The organism is Bacillus sp. LQ16, from assembly GCF_057784645.1.
Map to the genome: position 1 here is coordinate 723,786 of NZ_CM173491.1, position 18,775 is coordinate 742,560.

Consider the following 18,775-nt stretch of genomic DNA (forward strand, 5'->3'; position numbering starts at 1 on the left):
TAAAGTTTCACATTATGTATATAAAAAAGCTGACAAATAATTATTTGTCAGCTTTTTTTAGTGTAATTGCATTTCTTGTATGACTAATATGTTCATAAAATAGTAGTTTATCACGGCTAAATACATGCAGTAAAACATGAATAATGAATAGGCCGTTAATGATAAATAGGAATAACAATGTAACGAGTAATACTAAAGGTTCTGTATGATTTAACATAGAGCTACTAGAAAGAATATAATTGATTCCGCCTAACGCAAAATAAAATATACCGTAGCGAATAAATAGTTCTTTTAATGTAATACGATCTGATTTTCCTTTCAGATGAATGCGAAGCAATGCTTTCCCAATTGTTTTTCCATTTGTAAAGTATGGAATAAGAATAAAATAAATAAGGATTGAACACGTAATGAAAATGAGTTCATACATATTCGTGTAAGATTGCATATTAGAAACGAAGAAAGAATTTCCTTTGTTTTTAACGACAGGTACGACGATAGATAAGAAAATCCAATCAATTTGCATCGCGATAAGGCGACGAATGAATCCGACTGGTTTCGTTTCCAAATCAATATGACTATCTAACTCGTTTGTCTTCGGAAGGAAGTACGTAAATATTGGTGCAATGATAAAACCAATTACGCCACCTAATGTATTTAAAAACAAATCATCGATATCAAATAATCGGTATGCACAATTGTATATACCGTATAATCCAGTCACTTGTGTTAGCTCGAAAAATAGTGAAAGGAAAAAGGAAATGCAAATTGTTTGTAAGAAACTACGTCGGAAATAATAACGTAAGTAAATACCGAATGGAACAGTTAATAGAACATTAAATGCAACTTGTAAAAACGCAGACTCTTTTAATAAGTAGAAATAAGTAGCTGGTTTCGTTAAAACTGCCGATGTATGACTACTAATCTCTTGTATGAAATAAAATGGTGAGAGTTGCATGTGTTGTGTATTAGCTGGTTGTAGGCTACAAGTATCAAACGTTTGTGGTAACGGCAAAATAACAAGAAAATAGGCATTTAATAAGTAAAGTAATAATGAGTATAAAATAAATGAGCGCCATTTATTTAAATAACCGTATTTTCGATAATTAAATATTAAAAAAGGGATTAAAAGAAACATTGCTAAAAAGGGAAATAAAATAAATGCTGTTTTTACTGGAAATAAATATGCAGTCAAAGTAAAACTCCTTTCAATGAAAATTCGTTTATCATTATAGCGCTAAAAATATTTAAATACAAAGTTAAAATCTTTCGAAATAGAAATAATTACTAATTTTATAGGAATTAAGTTATAATAAATTTAATATGAGGATATTATGATTATATAAGTTGAGAGAGGGTACAAGAGATGCGATATGAACTTTTTTCTGTAAGTGGGGATCATATTACGACTTTTGAAAGTGCATGGCGTTTTCAGGAGGGAGAACAGATTTTTGTTCATGATGATCAAACAAAAAGAAACTTTATTATTATTCGTCTGACGCATGATGTATTTCAACAAAATAAACATGTTATTCGTTTGTATTGTCAAGAGAAGAAAGTGTATGCATAAGAGAAGCCCTCTTACAGTATGAAAAGTAAGAGGGGCCTTATCTCGTTATTTGTGAACAGCCCGATTGATGAGAGCTGATTAAAGTTTCACTTTATCATTTTGCCCCTCGTAAGGAATAAAAAGAGAAGCGTTAATGTACATAGCTAGCATTTGATTTGGAAGAAAGGATATAGCCTTGTATTTTGCGCTTCAAAGTTACATTTCTTTCTCTTTGCGAAAGCCATGTATGGTAATCTTGTTGTGTTTTCCATAACATACGAATCATATATTCTGTCTTATCATTTGTACGATGAACATGTGAAAACTCTATGTTAATACAACCGTTCGTTCCGGGAGAAGGATAATATTGTTTAAGCCCATAAAGAAGCTCACATTCATATCCGTACTTAATATGAATGAGTTTAGTAACAATAAACATATAAACACCTCTTTTACGATAATAGTAGGAAAGATAGCTTTACTATAATAGTGAACTTAAATAATATTATACTATTCAGAAAATTCAAAGTAAATGATAGATTTTAACTTAATACAGGTATAAAAAAGCGAGTCATCTAGTGTAATAGAATGACTCGCTTTCAATTTGTAAGTTTCATTTTATAAGAAAATAAGAGTAAGTACACCTACGATAATACAATAGAAAGAGAAATATTTTAAATTTCCTTTTGCCATAATGTTCATAAACCATTTTAGTGAAATATACGTCATGATAAATGTTGCGATGAATGCAACAACATATGGCACGAATAATGTGTCTAGATTTGGATCATTTGCAATGTCAGTAATGCTTAACAATAAGCCACCTAAGCTAACAGGGATGTATAGTAAGAATGAAAAGCGAAGAGCTGTTTCTTGCTTCATACCAAGTAACATTGCTGCTACAATTGTGGCACCAGATCGGCTTATTCCGGGAATCAGTGCGCAAGCTTGTGCTAATCCGACGATGATTGCATCTTTCATAGAAAGGTCGCCATCATTTTTACGACCACGTAAATTTCTAATAATCCAAAGGCCGACAGCAGTAATAAGAAGGGAAATCCCAACCATTTTCACACCTTTTAAGTACTGATCGATGTAATCTTTAAATAAAACACCAATAACACCTGCTGGAATGGTTGCAATAACAAGATAAATAATAAAGAAGAAATCTGATTTTGCGTCTTCTGCTCTTGTAAATATATAAGAGAGACCATTCTTCGTTAGACGAATTAAATCATTTCTATAAATAAGTAATACAGCTAATAATGAAGCTGAATTAACAAGTAGTTCGAAGCTAAACCCTTCTATTTTTAGTCCTAGCAAATGTTGTGCTAAAACGAGATGACCACTTGAAGAAATCGGAATTGGTTCTGTTAGTCCTTGGAACAGACCGAGAATTAAATATTTTAAAACGTAGTAAAATTGTTCCATAATAACCTCCTTGTTTATTAGTTGAAAGAAACAACTTTTCCATTATAACAAAGATATGGATGAATATTGAAAAGAAATAAATATTCGAAATAAAATAAAAATCCCTCATAGCAGTATAAGGGATTTTTATTTTTAATTAAGAATTTACTGTTCCTTGAAGACTTTTAGACAATTGAACATCGACTTTTTCAGCATCATGAATATGATTCATAATAGTAGTATTTAATTTTTGGAACATTTGTTGTGTGTTAGCGAATTCTCGTAATATGTCATCATTACAAGATTTTTGGTTTTCAATAGCCTTAATAACATTTGTAGCACCATTTTGTAACGTTTGAATCATAACTAAAATATTTTCAATTCTAGCGTTTGTATCGGCGCTCATTTCTACACCTTCATCGACTAAATGTAAATTATCTTTTGTGTTATCGTATGCTTTTTCAATTTCTTCTTGAATTTTTTTCGTTAAGTTGCCTATGTTTTTTGTACTTTCTGCTGTACTTTCTGCTAGTTTTCTTACTTCATTGGCAACGACAGCGAATCCTTTACCGTGTTCTCCAGCACGTGCGGCTTCAATACTCGCATTTAAAGCAAGTAAATTTGTTTGTGCTGCAATGTTTTGAATGACTTCTACAATTTGCTCGATTTCCTTTGAGCGTTCGCTTAGATGATTCATACTATTAGACGTGCGTTGGGATTGTTCACCTAATTTATTAATTACAATAAGTAAGCGGTGAACGGATTCTTTTCCTTCATTAGAGCAGTCAATAATTTCTGCAATAGACTGAATTAAGCTTTGTTCCTTTTGCAACATTTCATTATTTAACTCATTGGAATGTGTCGTACGTGTTGAAACATTTTCGAAACATGAACTTAATTGTTGAACTAAATTTTGAAGTGTATTGTGTTGGTTATTTACAAGTTGATGCTCTTGGACAACGCTTTGTACACGATCGTGGATAGTAGAAATAGTCTCTTGTTTTTCAATATCTTTTTGTTTTAATTCTGCTTCTAATTCTTGTATACGCTCTTCTAATTGAGCAATTGTATGTTGGAGTGATTTTTTTTGAGTAAACATGTATTTATTTCAACCGCCTTCGAAAGTTATATTTTCTCTATATTTGGATTTTAGCATCTTTTGTATTTTTTAAATATAGGAATTGTTAAATATTTAAGAATCTATTACATTTTATTCATAATTCTCTTTTTTTCGTCACGAAAAATAAACTGTATTTAATCGTTTTGTAAACAAACTGTAAAATAAATCATGTATAACTGTATAAGAAGGGAGTCGGATTATGAACTATTTTAAGCGAATCAGCTGTCTAGTATTAGCAGGAATTATCGGTCTTTCTAGTACAGTCGCTGTTAAAGCAGAGTCAAACGACGAGAAACTTAACAACATGCAACAGCAATTGCAACAAAACGATGCAGAAATGCAAAAGAAAGAGCAAGAGAAGCAAGCTGTTAGTAAAGAAATTAAAGGTATCGAAAACGAACTACATAATTTAAATAATACAATTGCAAAAAATAAAGAGGATCAAGCTGCTATTCAACGTAAAATCGATGAAACACATAAGCAGATTGAACAAAAAAAGGAAGAAATTGTCGTTTTAGAGGATAAAGTCCTTGCTCGTAAAGATATTATGAGAAAACGTATGGTTTCTGTTCAAAACAGCTCAAATACAAGTTTAGTAGTAGAAGTTGTAGTAGAGTCAAAAAACTTTGCAGACTTCTTACAACGTATGAACGCAGTTTCTACTATTCTAGAAGCTGATAAAGAAATTTTACGTCTACAAGAACAAGATCTTCGTCAAATTGAAGAAGATAAGAAAACAATTGACGAAAAAGAAGCATCTTTAGTAGTAGACAAACAAAAATTAGCAAAAGCGCAAGCTGAACTGCAAGATAACTTGAAAAAACGTCAAGATAACTTACAAACAGTTCAAGCTAAATATAATGAGGTTGCAAGTCAACTTAATTTAGCAGCGGAAGAAAAAGCTAAAATTGAATCAAATATGAAGGCAGTACAAGAAACAATTGCTCGTGAACAAGAAGCAGCAAGAATTGCGGCGGAAGAGCGTGCAAAAGCAGAAGCGGCTGCAAAAGCAGAGCAAGAAGCTTTAGCGAAAGCACAAGCGGAAATTGCTGAAAAGCAAAAGCAAGAAAAAGCTAATAAACCAGCTGAACCAGTTGCTAATAATAATTCGAAGGTAGAACCTGCAAAACCTGCACAACCTGAACCATCTTCTAAGCCAACTGCTGGTGGGAAAGAACTTTATGTACATGCAACAGCTTATACAGCAGATCCAGGTGAAAATGGCTATGCACCAGGTCAACAAGTATATTCTGCATGGGGAGGCTATAATCTAACTGCAAACCCAGGAATGAAGTTGATTGCGGTGGACCCATCTGTTATCCCATTAGGTTCTCGTGTATATGTTGAAGGATACGGAGAAGCAATTGCAGCAGATACTGGTGGCGCGATTAAAGGTCACAAAATTGATGTTTTAATGCCAGATAAAGCTTCGTCTAGTAAGTGGGGCAGAAAAAATGTTAAGCTTACAATTTTAAACTAAAACGTAATCCAACTTTACAATACGTAAAGTTGGATTTTTTTGTAAGAATAATGTTAAGTTGAGTTTACATTTTGTTAAGGATAGCATACAATGATGGTGAGGGGTGGTAAATTTGACCATTTTAAACAGAGTAAAAGAATTAAGAGCTCGTTTTAACTTTACACAAAGCGTATTAGCAGAAAAGGTTGGAGTAACGAGACAAACAATTGCAGCAATTGAAAAAGGGGATTACGTTCCTTCGTTGTTATTAGCACTTACGATTTGTGATGTGTTTCAGTTAAAGATGGAAGATGTGTTTGTTTTAAATAAGGAGGGGGAAGAGGATGAATAGAATTGTTTTTTCTTATATTATAAACGTGCTTTATACTGCTTTAGCATGCTGGACACTTGTTGAATTTTATAGTGTCATTACAGAGTTAGCAGATATAATTAAAAACGAGAAATTCCCGTTTGAAGTAGCGGTTAATGGAGTACCATTCATTTTATTATTTATTGGAGCAATTATAGTTACAATTTTTTATAGAATTCAAAAGAAAAAATATAAGAATTTATCTTTTTGGATGTATCCATTATTATTTCCACTAGAAGATGAACGTGAAAAAGCGATTACGGATAAAGCTTGCCGAACAACATTTGTATCGTTATGGTTTGTGTTACCTTGTGCAGTTGGATTTTTAACTTTTTCGCCTATTATTAATGAATATCTTCCTGGATACCCATTATATATTCTATTTTCGATTTTCTTTATTCAAATGACAGTATTTCACGTATCACTATACAGAAATAAATTAGCTTAAAAAGAAACCTTCTTGCACCGGCAAGAAGGTTTCTTTTTAGCTAATACTTGTACATATGGCGATATTATTTTATCATTTTATATAGAGTAAGATTTTGTAAGGGAAAGGAATTGTATATGAATAAGCAAAGAATTTATAGTATAGTAGCAATCCTTCTATTTGTTGTAGGTGGCGTGTTAATTGGAAAGCCATTTTATGATGGATATCAGGCTGAAAAGAAACAGACTGAAAATGTGCAGGCTGTTCAAAAGATGGATTATGAAAAGCATGAGACGGAATTTGTAGATGCTTCCAAAATTAATCAACCAGACTTGGCGGAAGTAGCGAATGCATCATTAGATAAGAAACAAGTAATTGGTCGTATTTCGATTCCAAGTGTTTCAGTAGAACTGCCTGTTTTGAAAGCTTCTACTGAAAAAAACTTATTATCAGGTGCAGCGACAGTAAAAGAGAATCAAGTTATGGGAAAAGGGAATTACGCACTAGCAGGACATAACATGTCTAAAAAAGGTGTTTTATTTAGTGATATAGCTTCTTTGAAAAAAGGCGATAAAATTTATTTGTATGACAATGAAAATGAATATGAGTATGCGGTTACTGGTGTATCTGAAGTAACTCCTGATAAGTGGGAAGTTGTAGAGGATCATGGGAAAGATGAGATAACACTTATTACATGTGTATCTGTAAAGGATAATTCTAAGCGTTATGTTGTTGCTGGTGATTTAGTAGGAACGAAGGCGAAGAAGTAAAAAAAGAAGGTGAACTCTTTAAAGAGTTCACCTTCTTTTTTACTAATGTTGAGAAATAATAGAATATTTTGGTTGGTATTTAAGTATTCTTCTATTTATGTATAATAAAGTTAGAATTCTATATTTTGGGAGGAACAAGAGTGAGACAACAGGTGAAGAAACTTCTTTTAACAACGAGTATAGCGTTATTGGTAGCTCCAATTTCAGCTTATGCGCATCCAGGGCGTACAGATGCTAATGGCGGACATACGTGTCGTACAAATTGTGAGAAATGGGGATTACAGTACGGGGAATATCATTATCACAATAAACCCGCTTCTAGTAGTGGTGCAACGAGCCCAGCTCCTAGCCAGAATAATAATAGTGCTGTAGAAGCTGAGAGACAAGCAGAAGCACAGCGCAATACTGAGGCTGAAAAACAACGTGCTGCAGAAGCACAGCGTAACGCTGAGGCTGAAAAACAACGTAATGCAGAAGCACAGCGTAAAGCTGAAGAAGAGAGACAACGTGTAGCCGAGGAACAAAGAAAAGCTGAAGAGGCACGTAAACAAGAGGAAGCGCAGCGCCAAGCTGATATGGAAAAAGGTCAACTTGAAGGTCAAAAGAATGGAGAAACTGATTTTAAAGCAGGAAAAAATGATGCAGAAGTGCATGTAGCTGGAAAATCTGATGCATATAAACAAGCGTTTAAAGCGACTTATGCAGCCGCATGGTCTTTAGAAGAGCAGAAGAAAACGCATTTTGAAAAAGGAAAAGAACAAGGTTTAGCGCAAGAGACGATGGACGATAGTCAAGTTGCTCCAGAGTTTAAGGTAAACTTTGCAGACGGGTTCAAAGTAGGGAATAAAGAAAGAGTAGAAAAAATTGAAAAAGAGCAAGCTGAATTAGGGGAAAAGACAGGGAAAGAATTAGCTGAAAAGAATCCTGGAAATAGAGAGAAAGAAGTATACGTGAAGGCATATGAAACAGCGTATGAAAAAGGCTATAAATCTACAAAAAAGGCAGTAGAAAAAGCTGGCTATAAGTATGCATTTGAAAACTATGATTTAAAAGTTCCTGCTAAGTATGAAAGAAATGAATTGTTAAAGAAATGGTTTACTGAAGGATTTAAATCGAATAAAAAAGCAGCGGAAATTCGAGAAGAAGGGTATAAAAAGGGAGACAGCTGGTTCTCATTCTTCTATAAGAGTTTCGTACCAAGTGAATATAAAGAACATAAAGAGCTGTACGAACAAGCAATCGAAAAAGGTAAAACAGCATAAAAAAAGATGAGGAGAAATTCCTCATCTTTTTTAATCCATCCATTTCACTAATTTCTTAGAAATTAATAATAAAACACAACCTAATACAATTGCCACAGCGCCAATAACTGTGAATACTTCAGCGTATCCAAGTGAAGTTGTGAAGCTTGCAAGTTGTCCGCCTAAAATGTTGGCGATACCTGAACTTGCTAGCCATACACCCATTAGTAAAGATGCTAATTTTACCGGAGCAAGCGCACTAACCATTGATAGTCCGACAGGTGATAAGAATAGCTCACCTAACGTATGGAAAAGATACGTAAAGACGATAAATAGTAAGTTTGCTTTTTCTGTAATGTTATGTTCATCACTACCTGTTTTTAATGTAGCGATAACGAGAATGATATAACCGATACCGAGCAAGATCATCCCAAGTCCCATTTTAGTTGGGATTTTTAAATCACCGCGCTTGCGAGTTGCAAGTTTTGCCCATAATGCAGAAATGACTGGAGCAAGCAAAATAATAAATAATGGATTGACCGATTGGAACCAAGATGTTGGAACTTCCCATCCGAACACAGAGCGGTCTACAAATTTGTTTGTATATAATGTTAATGAGCTACCAGCTTGTTCAAAGCCAGCCCAGAAGAAGACAACGAAGCATGTTAAAATGACGATAACTGCGGTACGTTGTTTTTCTTTTTTTGTTAACGGTGTATCTCCTACTGATGGTTGTCCAGCAGCTGTTTGTAAATCGCGAGTTGGTTTTTTACCGATATTACCAAGGAAGCGATTTGAGAGTGTTGTAAATAAAATTTGTCCAATGATCATTCCGATTGAAGCGGCTAAGAAACCGTAACGGAATCCGTAATGTACAACGCCATCAACTGTTGTTTTGAATAAATTTTCTGATAAAAATCCGCAAACGAGTGGAGCTAAAAATGACCCGACGTTAATACCCATATAGAAAATGGTAAATGCACTATCACGTTTTGGATCGTTCTCTTCGTATAATTCTCCAACCAGTGTAGAGATGTTCGGTTTGAAGAATCCGTTACCGATAATAATAAGCGCTAATCCGAGGTATAGGCCTAATTGGTTTTGCAAGGCAAATAGTGTAAGGTTACCGATCGCCATTGTTATACCACCAATTGTGATTGCTTTTCGTCTACCTAGAAAACGGTCTGTTAAGTAACCACCAATCATTGGTGTGAAATAACAGGCTCCAGTATAAAATCCGTAAATAGAGAGTGCCCATGCGGGACTAAACCCAAGACCACCGCTTACTAAAGCTGTCGTTAAATATAATGTTAATAATCCTCGTAATCCATAGTAACTAAATCTTTCCCACATTTCTGTAAAGAAGAGTAAGTATAAACCTGGAGGATGTTTCTTTTTTCTTTGTTGTTCTTTTTCTAGTTGTATCGTTGATTCCATTTTATTTTCCTCCTGACACAAACAAAAACAAAGTTAATAATTTTGTACATTTAATATTTTACCTTATTAACTATTATAAGTCAATAAAGGTTGATTTTTCAGAAGAAATTGGAAAAGGGGGATAGCTATAGAAGGGGTGTTTCTTTTGTGATAGACTATGGACTATGTTTTCTTTGTAAGGAAGCAGGTTATTGTACTTTTTTTATATGTGGAATTGATTTCATAAGAGATGAAATTAAAGAAGGAGAAAGAAATGAAATTGTTACAGAAAAAAGAAATTTTACTTATTAGTCTTATGTTATTTTCGATGTTCTTTGGAGCAGGGAATCTTATATTCCCACCTTTTCTTGGATATGAAGCAGGAGAAAATGTGTGGATTTCGTTAGTAGGATTTATTATATCAGCAACAGGTCTTCCTATATTAGGTGTTATCTCTATTGCAAAAGCAGGAAGTTTTCAAACGTTAGCGGGTAGAGTTCATTCTTCATTTGCAATTATTTTTCCATGTATCGTGTATGTATTTATTGGACCTGGGCTTGGTATACCGCGTGCGGGAAGTTTAGCCTTTGAAATGGGGCCAGGTGAGTTATTCCCTGAAGCAGGAAGCGGAGTATTATTGTTTTACACAGTTATTTTCTTTAGTATTGTTTACTGGTTAAGTTTATCACCATCTAAACTAATGGGGTTGTTTGGAAAAGTCTTGACGCCGTTATTATTATGTATGATTGCACTTATTTTTATAAAGAGTATGTTTACAACAGTAGGAGATATGAAAGAACCAATAGGGAACTATGGCCAAGCTCCTATGTTTCAAGGGTTTTTAGATGGATATTTAACAATGGATGCGTTAGCTGCTTTAATCTTTGGAATTGTTATTGCAAATGCATTACGTGCAAAGGGTATTGAAGATGATAAAGGTTTAGCGAAATATATGAGTATTGCTGGAATTGGGGCAGGACTATTATTATCTATTATTTATGTCATCCTTGGATATGTGGGGGCAATTAGTGGCTCATTAGGAACATTTGATAACGGTGCGAAAGTGTTAGCACAAGTTATGATTACATTATTTGGACAGGGCGGAGTCGTTTTATTAGGTCTTATTTTTACTATCGCGTGTTTATGTGTTTCAATTGGACTTGTTACGTCTTGTAGTCAATTTTTTGCGAGTGCATTTCCGAAAGTATCTTATAAAGTGTGGGCATTTATAGTAAGTGTTGTTAGTATGATCTTAGCTAATTTAGGATTAACGCAAATTTTAAAAGTATCAGTACCAATTCTTGGATTTATTTATCCAATTGCATTAACGCTTATTATTCTAGGGTTATTCCATAAGTATATTGGGAGGTATGCATACGTATATGCAGTAACTGTTTGGGTTGTAGCGATATTTAGTGCAATTGATATTTTAAATAAAAATGTAATGATGAATCAGTGGACGTCAGTATTAAAATACATTCCGTTTTATACAGAAGGTGTTGGGTGGATTGTTCCAGCTATTGTAGGCATGTGTCTTGGTTTCATCGTTAGTATTGCTTTAAATAAGAATAAATGAGTAAAAAGGTGTTTTCCTATTTTGGGAAGACACCTTTCTTTTTTTGGGAAAAATACTATTGAAAATGAATAGACTAAGAGTATGATAAAGATAATTGGTAATATATAGGTTTAATGAGAGTTACGAATAAGGGGGTAGCATATGAAGAAGGATTTGGATAAGAAAATAGAAGCACTCGAAACAGCAATTGAAACGATTCAAGAAGCACTTGCTGAATTAAAGGTGAAGCAAAGGGAAATAGAAGTAGAAAACGTTCAGCAACATGTTAGTAAGGAAAAGAAGGAATATATTGAAACGGTAATGGAGGAAAAGCCAAAAGAAGAAATAGTTACGATAAAAGAGCCTGTGCAAGAATGTGAGGTAAAACAAGTAGATATATCTGCTTTTAAACCAGAGCCATTTAATATTATTAAGTTTTGTCAAACGTGGTTACCGCGTGTATTTGTCGGTATTATGTTGCTTGGAGTGATCTGGTTATTTAAAGCAGGAGTAGATGCTGGTTTATTAACACCAGCAATACGAATTGTGTTTGGTATCGCATTATCTATCGGTTTGTATTATATAGGAGATATTCAAATTAAAAGAGAGCGGCAGGCGTTAGGATTAGTATTGGTTGGAGGAAGTATTTCGGGGATTGTTTTAACGACGTTTGCGGCACATTATTTGTATGCATTTATTCCGGCAAGTATCGCGTTTCTCTTTAATATTGCATGGGTTATTTTAGGGATTTATTTAGCGAAAAGATATAACTCGGAATACCTTACTATCTTCGTAGCGGTAGGAGCGTTCTTCGTGCCATTCTTGTTAAATAGTACGACTCCTAATCTTTATATTTTCTTCGGATACGAGACGATATTAACACTTAGTTTATTATGGTATGGATTGAAAAATCGTTATAAATACTTATATATGATTTCTTACGCTGTTGCGGCCATTGTTCTTTTTGTCTTCTTTGCTGTTATGTCAATATTAGTAGAGAACTTGCAAATACAGTTAACGATTGTATATGGTTTGATTCATTTACTATTATTTTGGCATATGTTTACGGAGAGAAGTTTTATACCAGAACCACGTTTGGCGATATTTAGTGCGAATGCAGTTTTCTTTATACTAGCTATTGCCAAAATACCTGATTTTACAACATGGGGATTGATTATTAGTGCAATTGTGCACGCTGCTATGTTTGTGCTTGAGTATAGGAAGAATAGACATTCTATATTTACAAATCTCTTATTTGGTTTCGCGATGGGAGCATTTAGTTTAGCGATTTTATACGAGTATAGTTTAGTGAATGCAGCGATTGTACTATTATTACAAGGTTTCCTCGGCATGGTCACTTCTATTAAAGTAAAACAACAGATAAAATTGTATGTTAGTGCGACGGTTTATGCAATTGGAATGATACAGACGATTTTTAGCCCGTTTGATGAATTTATTTCGGCAGGTTTTGTTGCTCATCTTATTTTAATAGGAACGTTCTATTATTGCATGAGACAAGCGAAAGAAGTGTTAGCGAGTATTGGTAAGTATGTGTACTCTATAGCGCTCTACTGGTTAATGGTCATTGTATTTATTACAATCACTAGAATTGGTGAAGTTCTTTCTACAGATGGAAGTATAATTAGCGTATCTGTATCGTTATTATGGATGATATATGCGTTATTTGCAGTTTGGTTTGGTCGTTATAGACAGATGAATGAAATATTATATGCTGGATTAATCGTATTAGTAGTAACGGTAGGGAAGTTATTCCTACTTGACTTACCAGAGGTATCGATGATGATTAGGGCAGTGTTATTCCTAATCGTCGGTAGTATAGGTATCGTTATTTCAAGAATGTTTTTCTCGAAGGAAGAGAAGTGAGAAGAAGGCAACCCATGTATGGATTGCCTTTTTCATTATTTCTTATTAATCGTTACAGTTTCATTATATTTCGTTGTTGTATTTTGGCGTAGACGAAGAGTTGCTTGTCCAGTTGTATTTGAATCAATCTGTACATTTACAACTTTCTCAGCAGAGCCTAAGCTGTTTGTTGTGAAAGAGAAGGCACTACTATATCCAAAAGCAGATGGCCAAGTGCCGTTTGTATTTTGAATTTTTGCTACTTGTGTTCCACCAGTAGTGAATATACCTAAAGAATAGTTGTTATAAGTTGTATTAGGTAGTAAGTTGTTTACTTGAATCTTCATTTGGAAAATTTCATTGTTTGGTAGAATGCTAGGGTGTGTAACGACGTAGTCGCTTGTTGTTAACGCACCGTTATAACCGTATGAACCTGGTTTAAAAGTATTTGTATTAAACCATTGATAACCTGCATTTGGTGCACTCCAAGGTTCAGGTTGTGGTTCTGTTGATAAGCTTGGCTGTTCAAATGTTTGTAGAGATGTAGGTGAATCAAGCTGTAAACCATTTACTTGATCTAAACTTGTAAATGTCTCTTTATTCGATAACCAATTTACGATGTTTTCTAATAAAATCGCATCGTTTTCTTCTTTATAACCATCGTAAGTTTTCTTTGTTTGGCCAGAATCTTCACGAACGTACTTTGGCGTAGCATCTTCAACAGGAGAAGAGTCACCAATAAAGGCAGCTTTTCCAAGTCCTACTTTTGCAATTGCAGCATATGGGCCTTCTGCAATACCACCGCCATTATAAACGCCACTATCAACAGCGTTATTCCATTTTGATGGATTTTCTGGAAGGTAAACAAGTCCTTTTGCTAGTTTTGGGTTTGTAATTGCTAGAGTAGAACCAGCATGCATTGCTACAGAAGAAACACCTTTTGTAATTCCGAAAGATTGTTCAGGCGATACAATTGTTTTCGCTGAAACATCACCAAGTGCATTGTAGCGGAAGCGAATACCGAAGTTGTCAGATAGCCAATCAGAGCTTTCTACTCCTTGCATAGCTTGTGAATTTGCTTCTTCATTAGACATTCCTTTTGCTGGATTATCCCAAGCACCGCGTCTATATCCATTAAATACTTCAGAAGAGTCCCAGCGATTTTTATTACGATCTGCATTGTAATGATCGGCAATAAAGAAGATACTACCGCCATTTTTTACATATTGTAACATAGCGTCCTGCTCAGATTTTTTGTAAGGAATATTAGCTTCTGGAACGATAAATACATTGTAACCTTTTAAGTCTTCGTACGTAATAGGTGTTGATTTACGAAGTTCTTTTACGTGATAACCGTTTTTTGCAATGCCGTTTCCGAAGTCAGAAAAGCCGCCGTCAATAACCCAGTCAGCTGTCCCAGCAGTTTGACCGTGTGTATTATCGAATAATACTTTCTTCCCATTGTTTTGATTTACAACTTTTGCAGCAATTTCAGGAGCTGGGTCTACAGAGCTTTCGGCATAAGTAGACGGTATGAACGAGGTCCCTATACTTAGTGTAATTGCTGTTGCTAAAGAAAATGTAATCCATTTTTTATTCTTCATAGAAGAATCCCCCTAATAATAAATATATGTGCTTTAATAATGTAATTTATTTTTCTGTAAAAATAAAGACGGAAAACATAAAAAATATTAAAAGATTGTAAAAATACCGTGAATTTTGTTGAGAAATATTTATATAGATATAAAAAAACCTTCCAAGTAATAAGGAAGGGGTGCTTTGCTTAACTAATTTTTGAGTTAGGTGTTTCATCAATCTTATGAAACCCTTTCATGTAATATACGATTGCTAAGCCGATAAGCCAAATTGGGCCGACAATCAATGCAATTCGTGTATCTTCTGAATACGCCATTATACCTAGTACTAATACAAGGAAAACGAGTGAGAAGTATGAGCTTAATGGGTATAAAGGCATTTTATACGATAACTTTTGTTTATTTTGAGTAGGTAAGCTTTTACGGAATTTAATTTGAGCAACTAATATAATTCCCCAAGTCCAAATTGCGCCGAAAGTTGAAATGCTAGTAAGCCATGTAAATACCTTTGCAGGTACGAGATAGTTTAATATAACGCCAATGAGTAAAACGATAGCAGTTGCTACAATTCCTTGGCTTGGAATGCCATTTTTATTTAAACGACCAAATCTTTCAGGAGCTTTTTTCTGCTGAGCTAATGTAAATAGCATACGGCCTGTACTAAATAAACCGCCATTACAAGAAGAAAGAGCTGCTGTTAATACGACAAAGTTAATAATACCTGCTGCTTTTGCGATACCAATTTGCTGGAATGTTAATACGAATGGGCTTCCTTTCTCACCAAGTTCGTTCCATGGATAAATTGCCATCATAACGAATAGAGCTCCTACGTAGAACAGTAATATTCTCCAAAACACGTTATCAATTGCTTTTGCGAGTGTTTTCTTCGGATTTTGAGCTTCACCAGCTGTGACACCGATTAATTCAACGCCTAAATAAGCGAATAGTACCATCTGCATGGAGAGTAGTAACCCAGAAAAACCATTTGGGAACCAGCCACCATGTGACCAAAGGTTTGAAATGCCAGTAGCGATACCACCGTTTCCGAATCCGAATAAAATAATACCAGCGCCGACCACTATCATACAGATAATTGTGACAATTTTAATGAGAGCAAACCAAAACTCAAGTTCTCCAAATACTTTTACTGATAAGAAGTTAAAAGCGCTCATTAACAATAGAGCAAGTAACGCCCAAGTCCAGCGCGGGATATCAGGGAACCAGTATTGCATGTAAATACCAGCTGCTGTAATTTCAGCCATACAAGTAACAACCCATAAGAACCAGTAATTCCAGCCAGTAATATAACCAGCGAGTGGGCCGATATAATCATATGCATATTTACTAAAAGAACCGGCAACAGGTTGTTCAATTGCCATTTCCCCGAGAGCTCGCATGATGAAAAAAATAACGAGTCCGGCAATCATATAGCCTAGTAAAATAGAAGGACCGGCTAGTTTAATAGCGGAAGCAGATCCTAAAAATAGCCCAACGCCAATAGCTGAGCCAAGTGACATTAAAGTAATATGTCGTTCTTTTAAACCACGATTTAAAGTTCCAGATTTGTTTGTGTGCTGCATAAGAAGAATCCCCCTTGTAGAGTGAACAATATTTGAATGCGTTTACTAAGTATTTAACTATTTCAAATTATAAAACATTTCTATCTGTTATGCTACAAAAATAATCATAATGAACTGTACTACATCTGTACTTGTCAGACTTAAACTTAAAATTCGAACTATTAGGGAATATATTGACTCTTCTTTTTATTGATTGTTAAGATTAAGTATTATATTTTCTCACATACTAGTAAGAAAAGAATGTGTGATAATAATTCAGGTGTAGGAAGGGTACATAAGCATGTTTCAATTACAAAAATATAACACTTCTGTGAAGCAAGAGTTTTTAGCTGGCATCACAACTTTTTTTACATTTGCGTATATTCTTGTCATCAATCCAAAAATATTATCTGATGCAGGTGTACCATTTGACCAAGCGTTTACAGCAACAATTATTGCAACCGTTGTTGGAACAGTAGGTATGGCGATTTTCGCGAATTACCCGATTGTTATTGCTCCAGCTATGGGAATGAATGCATATTTTGCTTATTCTGTTGTACAGAAGGCAGAAGGGATTACATATGTAGTTGCCTTTTCAGCTGTATTTGTAACGGGGATTATTTTTCTTTTATTATCTTTTACTTCGTTTAGGCAAAAGTTAATTTTAGCAATTCCTGATAGTTTAAAGCATGCAATTGCAGGTGGAATTGGACTATTTATTGCTTTTATTGGATTGCGCCTTTCTGGAATTATCGTGGATCATCCTTCTAATTTAGTTACGATTGGTGATTTTCATTCTCCAGCTGTTATTTTAACTTTAATTGGTTTAATATTAGCGGCGGTATTAATGGCATTACGTGTGAGTGGTGCATTATTTATTAGTATGATTGTGACAGGAGTTATCGCCTTCTTTACAGGGCAATTGAAGTTTGCTGATAAAATTGTGGCGATGCCTCATTTGCCAGAGGGTATTATCGTTTCAAACCCAATCAATGCATTTTCAGATGTAATTGAATACGGATTATATGGTGTTGTATTTTCATTTTTACTTGTACTTTTATTTGATACAACAGGTGCATTACTTGGTTTAATTAAACAAGCAGGTTTAATTACAGACAATACAGAGAAGCGTTTTGGTAAAGCGTTTATTGCAGATGCAATTGGCGGGACTACAGGTTCTATCTTTGGAACAAGCCCAACAGCAGCGACGATTGAATCGTCAGCAGGTATTGCTGCAGGTGGGAAAACTGGATTAACAGGGATTGTAGTTGTTGGTCTAACAATTATAACGGCATTTTTCAGTCCTGTTATTGCTTCTTTATCAAGTGTAGCCGCTATTACAGCTCCTTCATTAATTATAGTAGGTAGTTTAATGGCACAAAGCATTCGAGATATTAATTGGAATGAATTTGAAGATGCGTTACCAGCATTTTTGATTTTTATAGGTATTCCGTTAACGTCTAGTATTGCAAATGGAATTGCAATTGGATTTTTAGTATATCCAGTTTTGAAAATTGTGAAGGGTAAAGGAAAGGAAGTACATCCATTACTATACTTATTTACAATTTTATTTGGATGTCATTTATTCTTATAATATAGATATAGGAGAGTGAGCTTCTTATGAGAGGCTCCTTTTTTGTGTATAATAAAGTGAAACTATAGGCAGTAGTGGGGATTTATCCCCACTGTGTATTAGCCCGCATCAATCGGGATAATGTGGAAATTAAATTAATTTCGTAAAATATAAATTACCTAATGGAATGTATATGTTACAATAAAGGTGGAGGAGGAACATGAATGGCTGTAAGTAAAATAAAAGTCGCGCGTGTTCAGTTAGATTTAACACAGCAAAAATTAGCAGAAAAAGTAGGCGTTACAAGGCAAACGATTAGTTTAATTGAGAAGGGGAAATACAACCCATCTTTAGATTTATGTTTGAAAATTTGTTATGCGGTAGATAAAACATTGAATGATTTGTTTTGGGAGGAAAAGGAGTGATAGGGTGAAAATCGTGAAAGATGAACGTTTAATGATTGAGGGGTTAAAACACATTAGGTTAGTTTTCATTTTACAAAATATCATCATACTAGGCATTGTTTTTTACCGTTATGTTTTGCAAGGAGCAGGATATGAAAGTGTTTCGGATCTATTAATGGTATTTATGGGCGGGATCGTAGCCATTAACTTCTTAAATTTAAAACATTCTGTAGAGGCATATGAGCATACAGGTGGGGTATCACGTAGTTATTTCATGAAACTATTATTCATTCCGGTAGGTGTTGTTATTGGACTGTTAGCTATTTGTATTATTGTAACACCGAATATTTCGATAAAAGCAATCAGTATAACAGCACTTATTATGTTTGCTTGTTTTTTAGTTCCTAGTTTATTTATCTACATATATATGAAAAAGATAAAAAGTGAAGATTGAAATATAAGAAAGG

General features: G+C 34.3%; 17 protein-coding genes and 1 pseudogene. 11 read left to right on the top strand and 7 right to left on the bottom strand.

What is annotated here, in order from left to right:
- Nucleotides 1–40 precede the first annotated feature (40 nt).
- Complete coding sequence (locus AC3EMB_RS03590) at nt 41–1,192, bottom strand: VanZ family protein (RefSeq protein ID WP_000128025.1); 1,152 nt, start codon at nt 1,190–1,192, stop codon at nt 41–43.
- A gap of 171 nt (nt 1,193–1,363) precedes the next feature.
- On the opposite strand from AC3EMB_RS03590, the gene AC3EMB_RS03595 reads away from it, so the two are divergent.
- Nucleotides 1,364–1,567 carry a hypothetical protein gene (locus AC3EMB_RS03595; RefSeq protein WP_001268332.1) on the top strand — a complete coding sequence of 68 codons (204 nt, stop codon included), beginning with the start codon at nt 1,364–1,366 and terminating at the stop codon, nt 1,565–1,567.
- A 130-nt stretch (nt 1,568–1,697) separates the two neighbouring features.
- Here AC3EMB_RS03595 and AC3EMB_RS03600 read toward each other — a convergent pair whose 3' ends face one another.
- The 3 genes and pseudogenes from AC3EMB_RS03600 to AC3EMB_RS03610 form a co-directional block, all read right to left on the bottom strand.
- Nucleotides 1,698–1,985 (bottom strand): hypothetical protein, encoded by a 288-nt coding sequence (locus AC3EMB_RS03600; RefSeq protein WP_000471243.1) that lies wholly within the window; start codon nt 1,983–1,985, stop codon nt 1,698–1,700.
- A 179-nt stretch (nt 1,986–2,164) separates the two neighbouring features.
- On the bottom strand, nt 2,165–2,977 hold the full coding sequence (locus AC3EMB_RS03605; protein ID WP_000434794.1) for an undecaprenyl-diphosphate phosphatase: 813 nt from the start codon (nt 2,975–2,977) through the stop codon (nt 2,165–2,167).
- Nucleotides 2,978–3,113: 136 nt separating this feature from the next.
- Nucleotides 3,114–3,644 (bottom strand): annotated as a pseudogene (locus AC3EMB_RS03610) (methyl-accepting chemotaxis protein); the annotation flags it as partial.
- Between the two features lie 631 nt (nt 3,645–4,275).
- Here AC3EMB_RS03610 and AC3EMB_RS03615 point away from each other — a divergent pair.
- From AC3EMB_RS03615 to AC3EMB_RS03635, 5 genes are all read left to right on the top strand, one after another.
- Nucleotides 4,276–5,556, top strand: coding sequence for a 3D domain-containing protein (locus tag AC3EMB_RS03615; RefSeq protein WP_059304140.1), 1,281 nt, complete (start codon nt 4,276–4,278; stop codon nt 5,554–5,556).
- Between the two features lie 112 nt (nt 5,557–5,668).
- Nucleotides 5,669–5,887 (top strand): helix-turn-helix transcriptional regulator, encoded by a 219-nt coding sequence (locus tag AC3EMB_RS03620; protein ID WP_000154019.1) that lies wholly within the window; start codon nt 5,669–5,671, stop codon nt 5,885–5,887.
- On the top strand, nt 5,880–6,353 hold the full coding sequence (locus AC3EMB_RS03625; protein WP_053565231.1) for a DUF2178 domain-containing protein: 474 nt from the start codon (nt 5,880–5,882) through the stop codon (nt 6,351–6,353). Before AC3EMB_RS03620 ends, AC3EMB_RS03625 begins: the two co-directional genes overlap by 8 nt.
- 116 nt (nt 6,354–6,469) lie before the next feature.
- The gene (locus tag AC3EMB_RS03630) at nt 6,470–7,102 is read left to right on the top strand and encodes a class A sortase (RefSeq protein ID WP_001041724.1); all 633 of its coding nucleotides are present in this window, start codon (nt 6,470–6,472) and stop codon (nt 7,100–7,102) included.
- Nucleotides 7,103–7,242: 140 nt separating this feature from the next.
- Nucleotides 7,243–8,364 (top strand): YHYH domain-containing protein, encoded by a 1,122-nt coding sequence (locus AC3EMB_RS03635; RefSeq protein WP_098126223.1) that lies wholly within the window; start codon nt 7,243–7,245, stop codon nt 8,362–8,364.
- Between the two features lie 30 nt (nt 8,365–8,394).
- On the opposite strand, the gene AC3EMB_RS03640 is transcribed toward AC3EMB_RS03635, so the two are convergent.
- On the bottom strand, nt 8,395–9,780 hold the full coding sequence (locus AC3EMB_RS03640; protein ID WP_029441641.1) for a peptide MFS transporter: 1,386 nt from the start codon (nt 9,778–9,780) through the stop codon (nt 8,395–8,397).
- Nucleotides 9,781–10,033: 253 nt separating this feature from the next.
- Here AC3EMB_RS03640 and brnQ1 point away from each other — a divergent pair, with 253 nt between their 5' ends.
- A complete protein-coding gene (gene brnQ1, locus AC3EMB_RS03645) occupies nt 10,034–11,335 on the top strand; it encodes a branched-chain amino acid transport system II carrier protein BrnQ1 (RefSeq protein ID WP_423098157.1) in 1,302 nt (433 codons plus the stop codon).
- A gap of 141 nt (nt 11,336–11,476) precedes the next feature.
- Entirely contained in the window at nt 11,477–13,198 is a 1,722-nt protein-coding gene (locus tag AC3EMB_RS03650) for a DUF2339 domain-containing protein (protein ID WP_488517472.1), read from the top strand.
- A 35-nt stretch (nt 13,199–13,233) separates the two neighbouring features.
- Here AC3EMB_RS03650 and AC3EMB_RS03655 read toward each other — a convergent pair whose 3' ends face one another.
- Nucleotides 13,234–14,781: a DNA-binding protein gene (locus AC3EMB_RS03655; RefSeq protein WP_366988638.1), complete on the bottom strand. Its 1,548-nt coding sequence runs from the start codon at nt 14,779–14,781 to the stop codon at nt 13,234–13,236.
- Nucleotides 14,782–14,960: 179 nt separating this feature from the next.
- Nucleotides 14,961–16,352, bottom strand: coding sequence for an amino acid permease (locus AC3EMB_RS03660; protein ID WP_001164892.1), 1,392 nt, complete (start codon nt 16,350–16,352; stop codon nt 14,961–14,963).
- Nucleotides 16,353–16,632: 280 nt separating this feature from the next.
- Between AC3EMB_RS03660 and AC3EMB_RS03665 the strand changes: the two genes are divergently transcribed.
- The 3 genes from AC3EMB_RS03665 (at nt 16,633) to AC3EMB_RS03675 (ending at nt 18,762) form a co-directional block, all read left to right on the top strand.
- Complete coding sequence (locus AC3EMB_RS03665) at nt 16,633–17,925, top strand: NCS2 family permease (RefSeq protein ID WP_000487188.1); 1,293 nt, start codon at nt 16,633–16,635, stop codon at nt 17,923–17,925.
- 203 nt (nt 17,926–18,128) lie between these two features.
- The gene (locus tag AC3EMB_RS03670) at nt 18,129–18,329 is read left to right on the top strand and encodes a helix-turn-helix transcriptional regulator (protein ID WP_000301177.1); all 201 of its coding nucleotides are present in this window, start codon (nt 18,129–18,131) and stop codon (nt 18,327–18,329) included.
- Between the two features lie 4 nt (nt 18,330–18,333).
- On the top strand, nt 18,334–18,762 hold the full coding sequence (locus tag AC3EMB_RS03675; protein WP_053565223.1) for a hypothetical protein: 429 nt from the start codon (nt 18,334–18,336) through the stop codon (nt 18,760–18,762).
- The last annotated feature ends 13 nt before the right edge of the window (nt 18,763–18,775 follow it).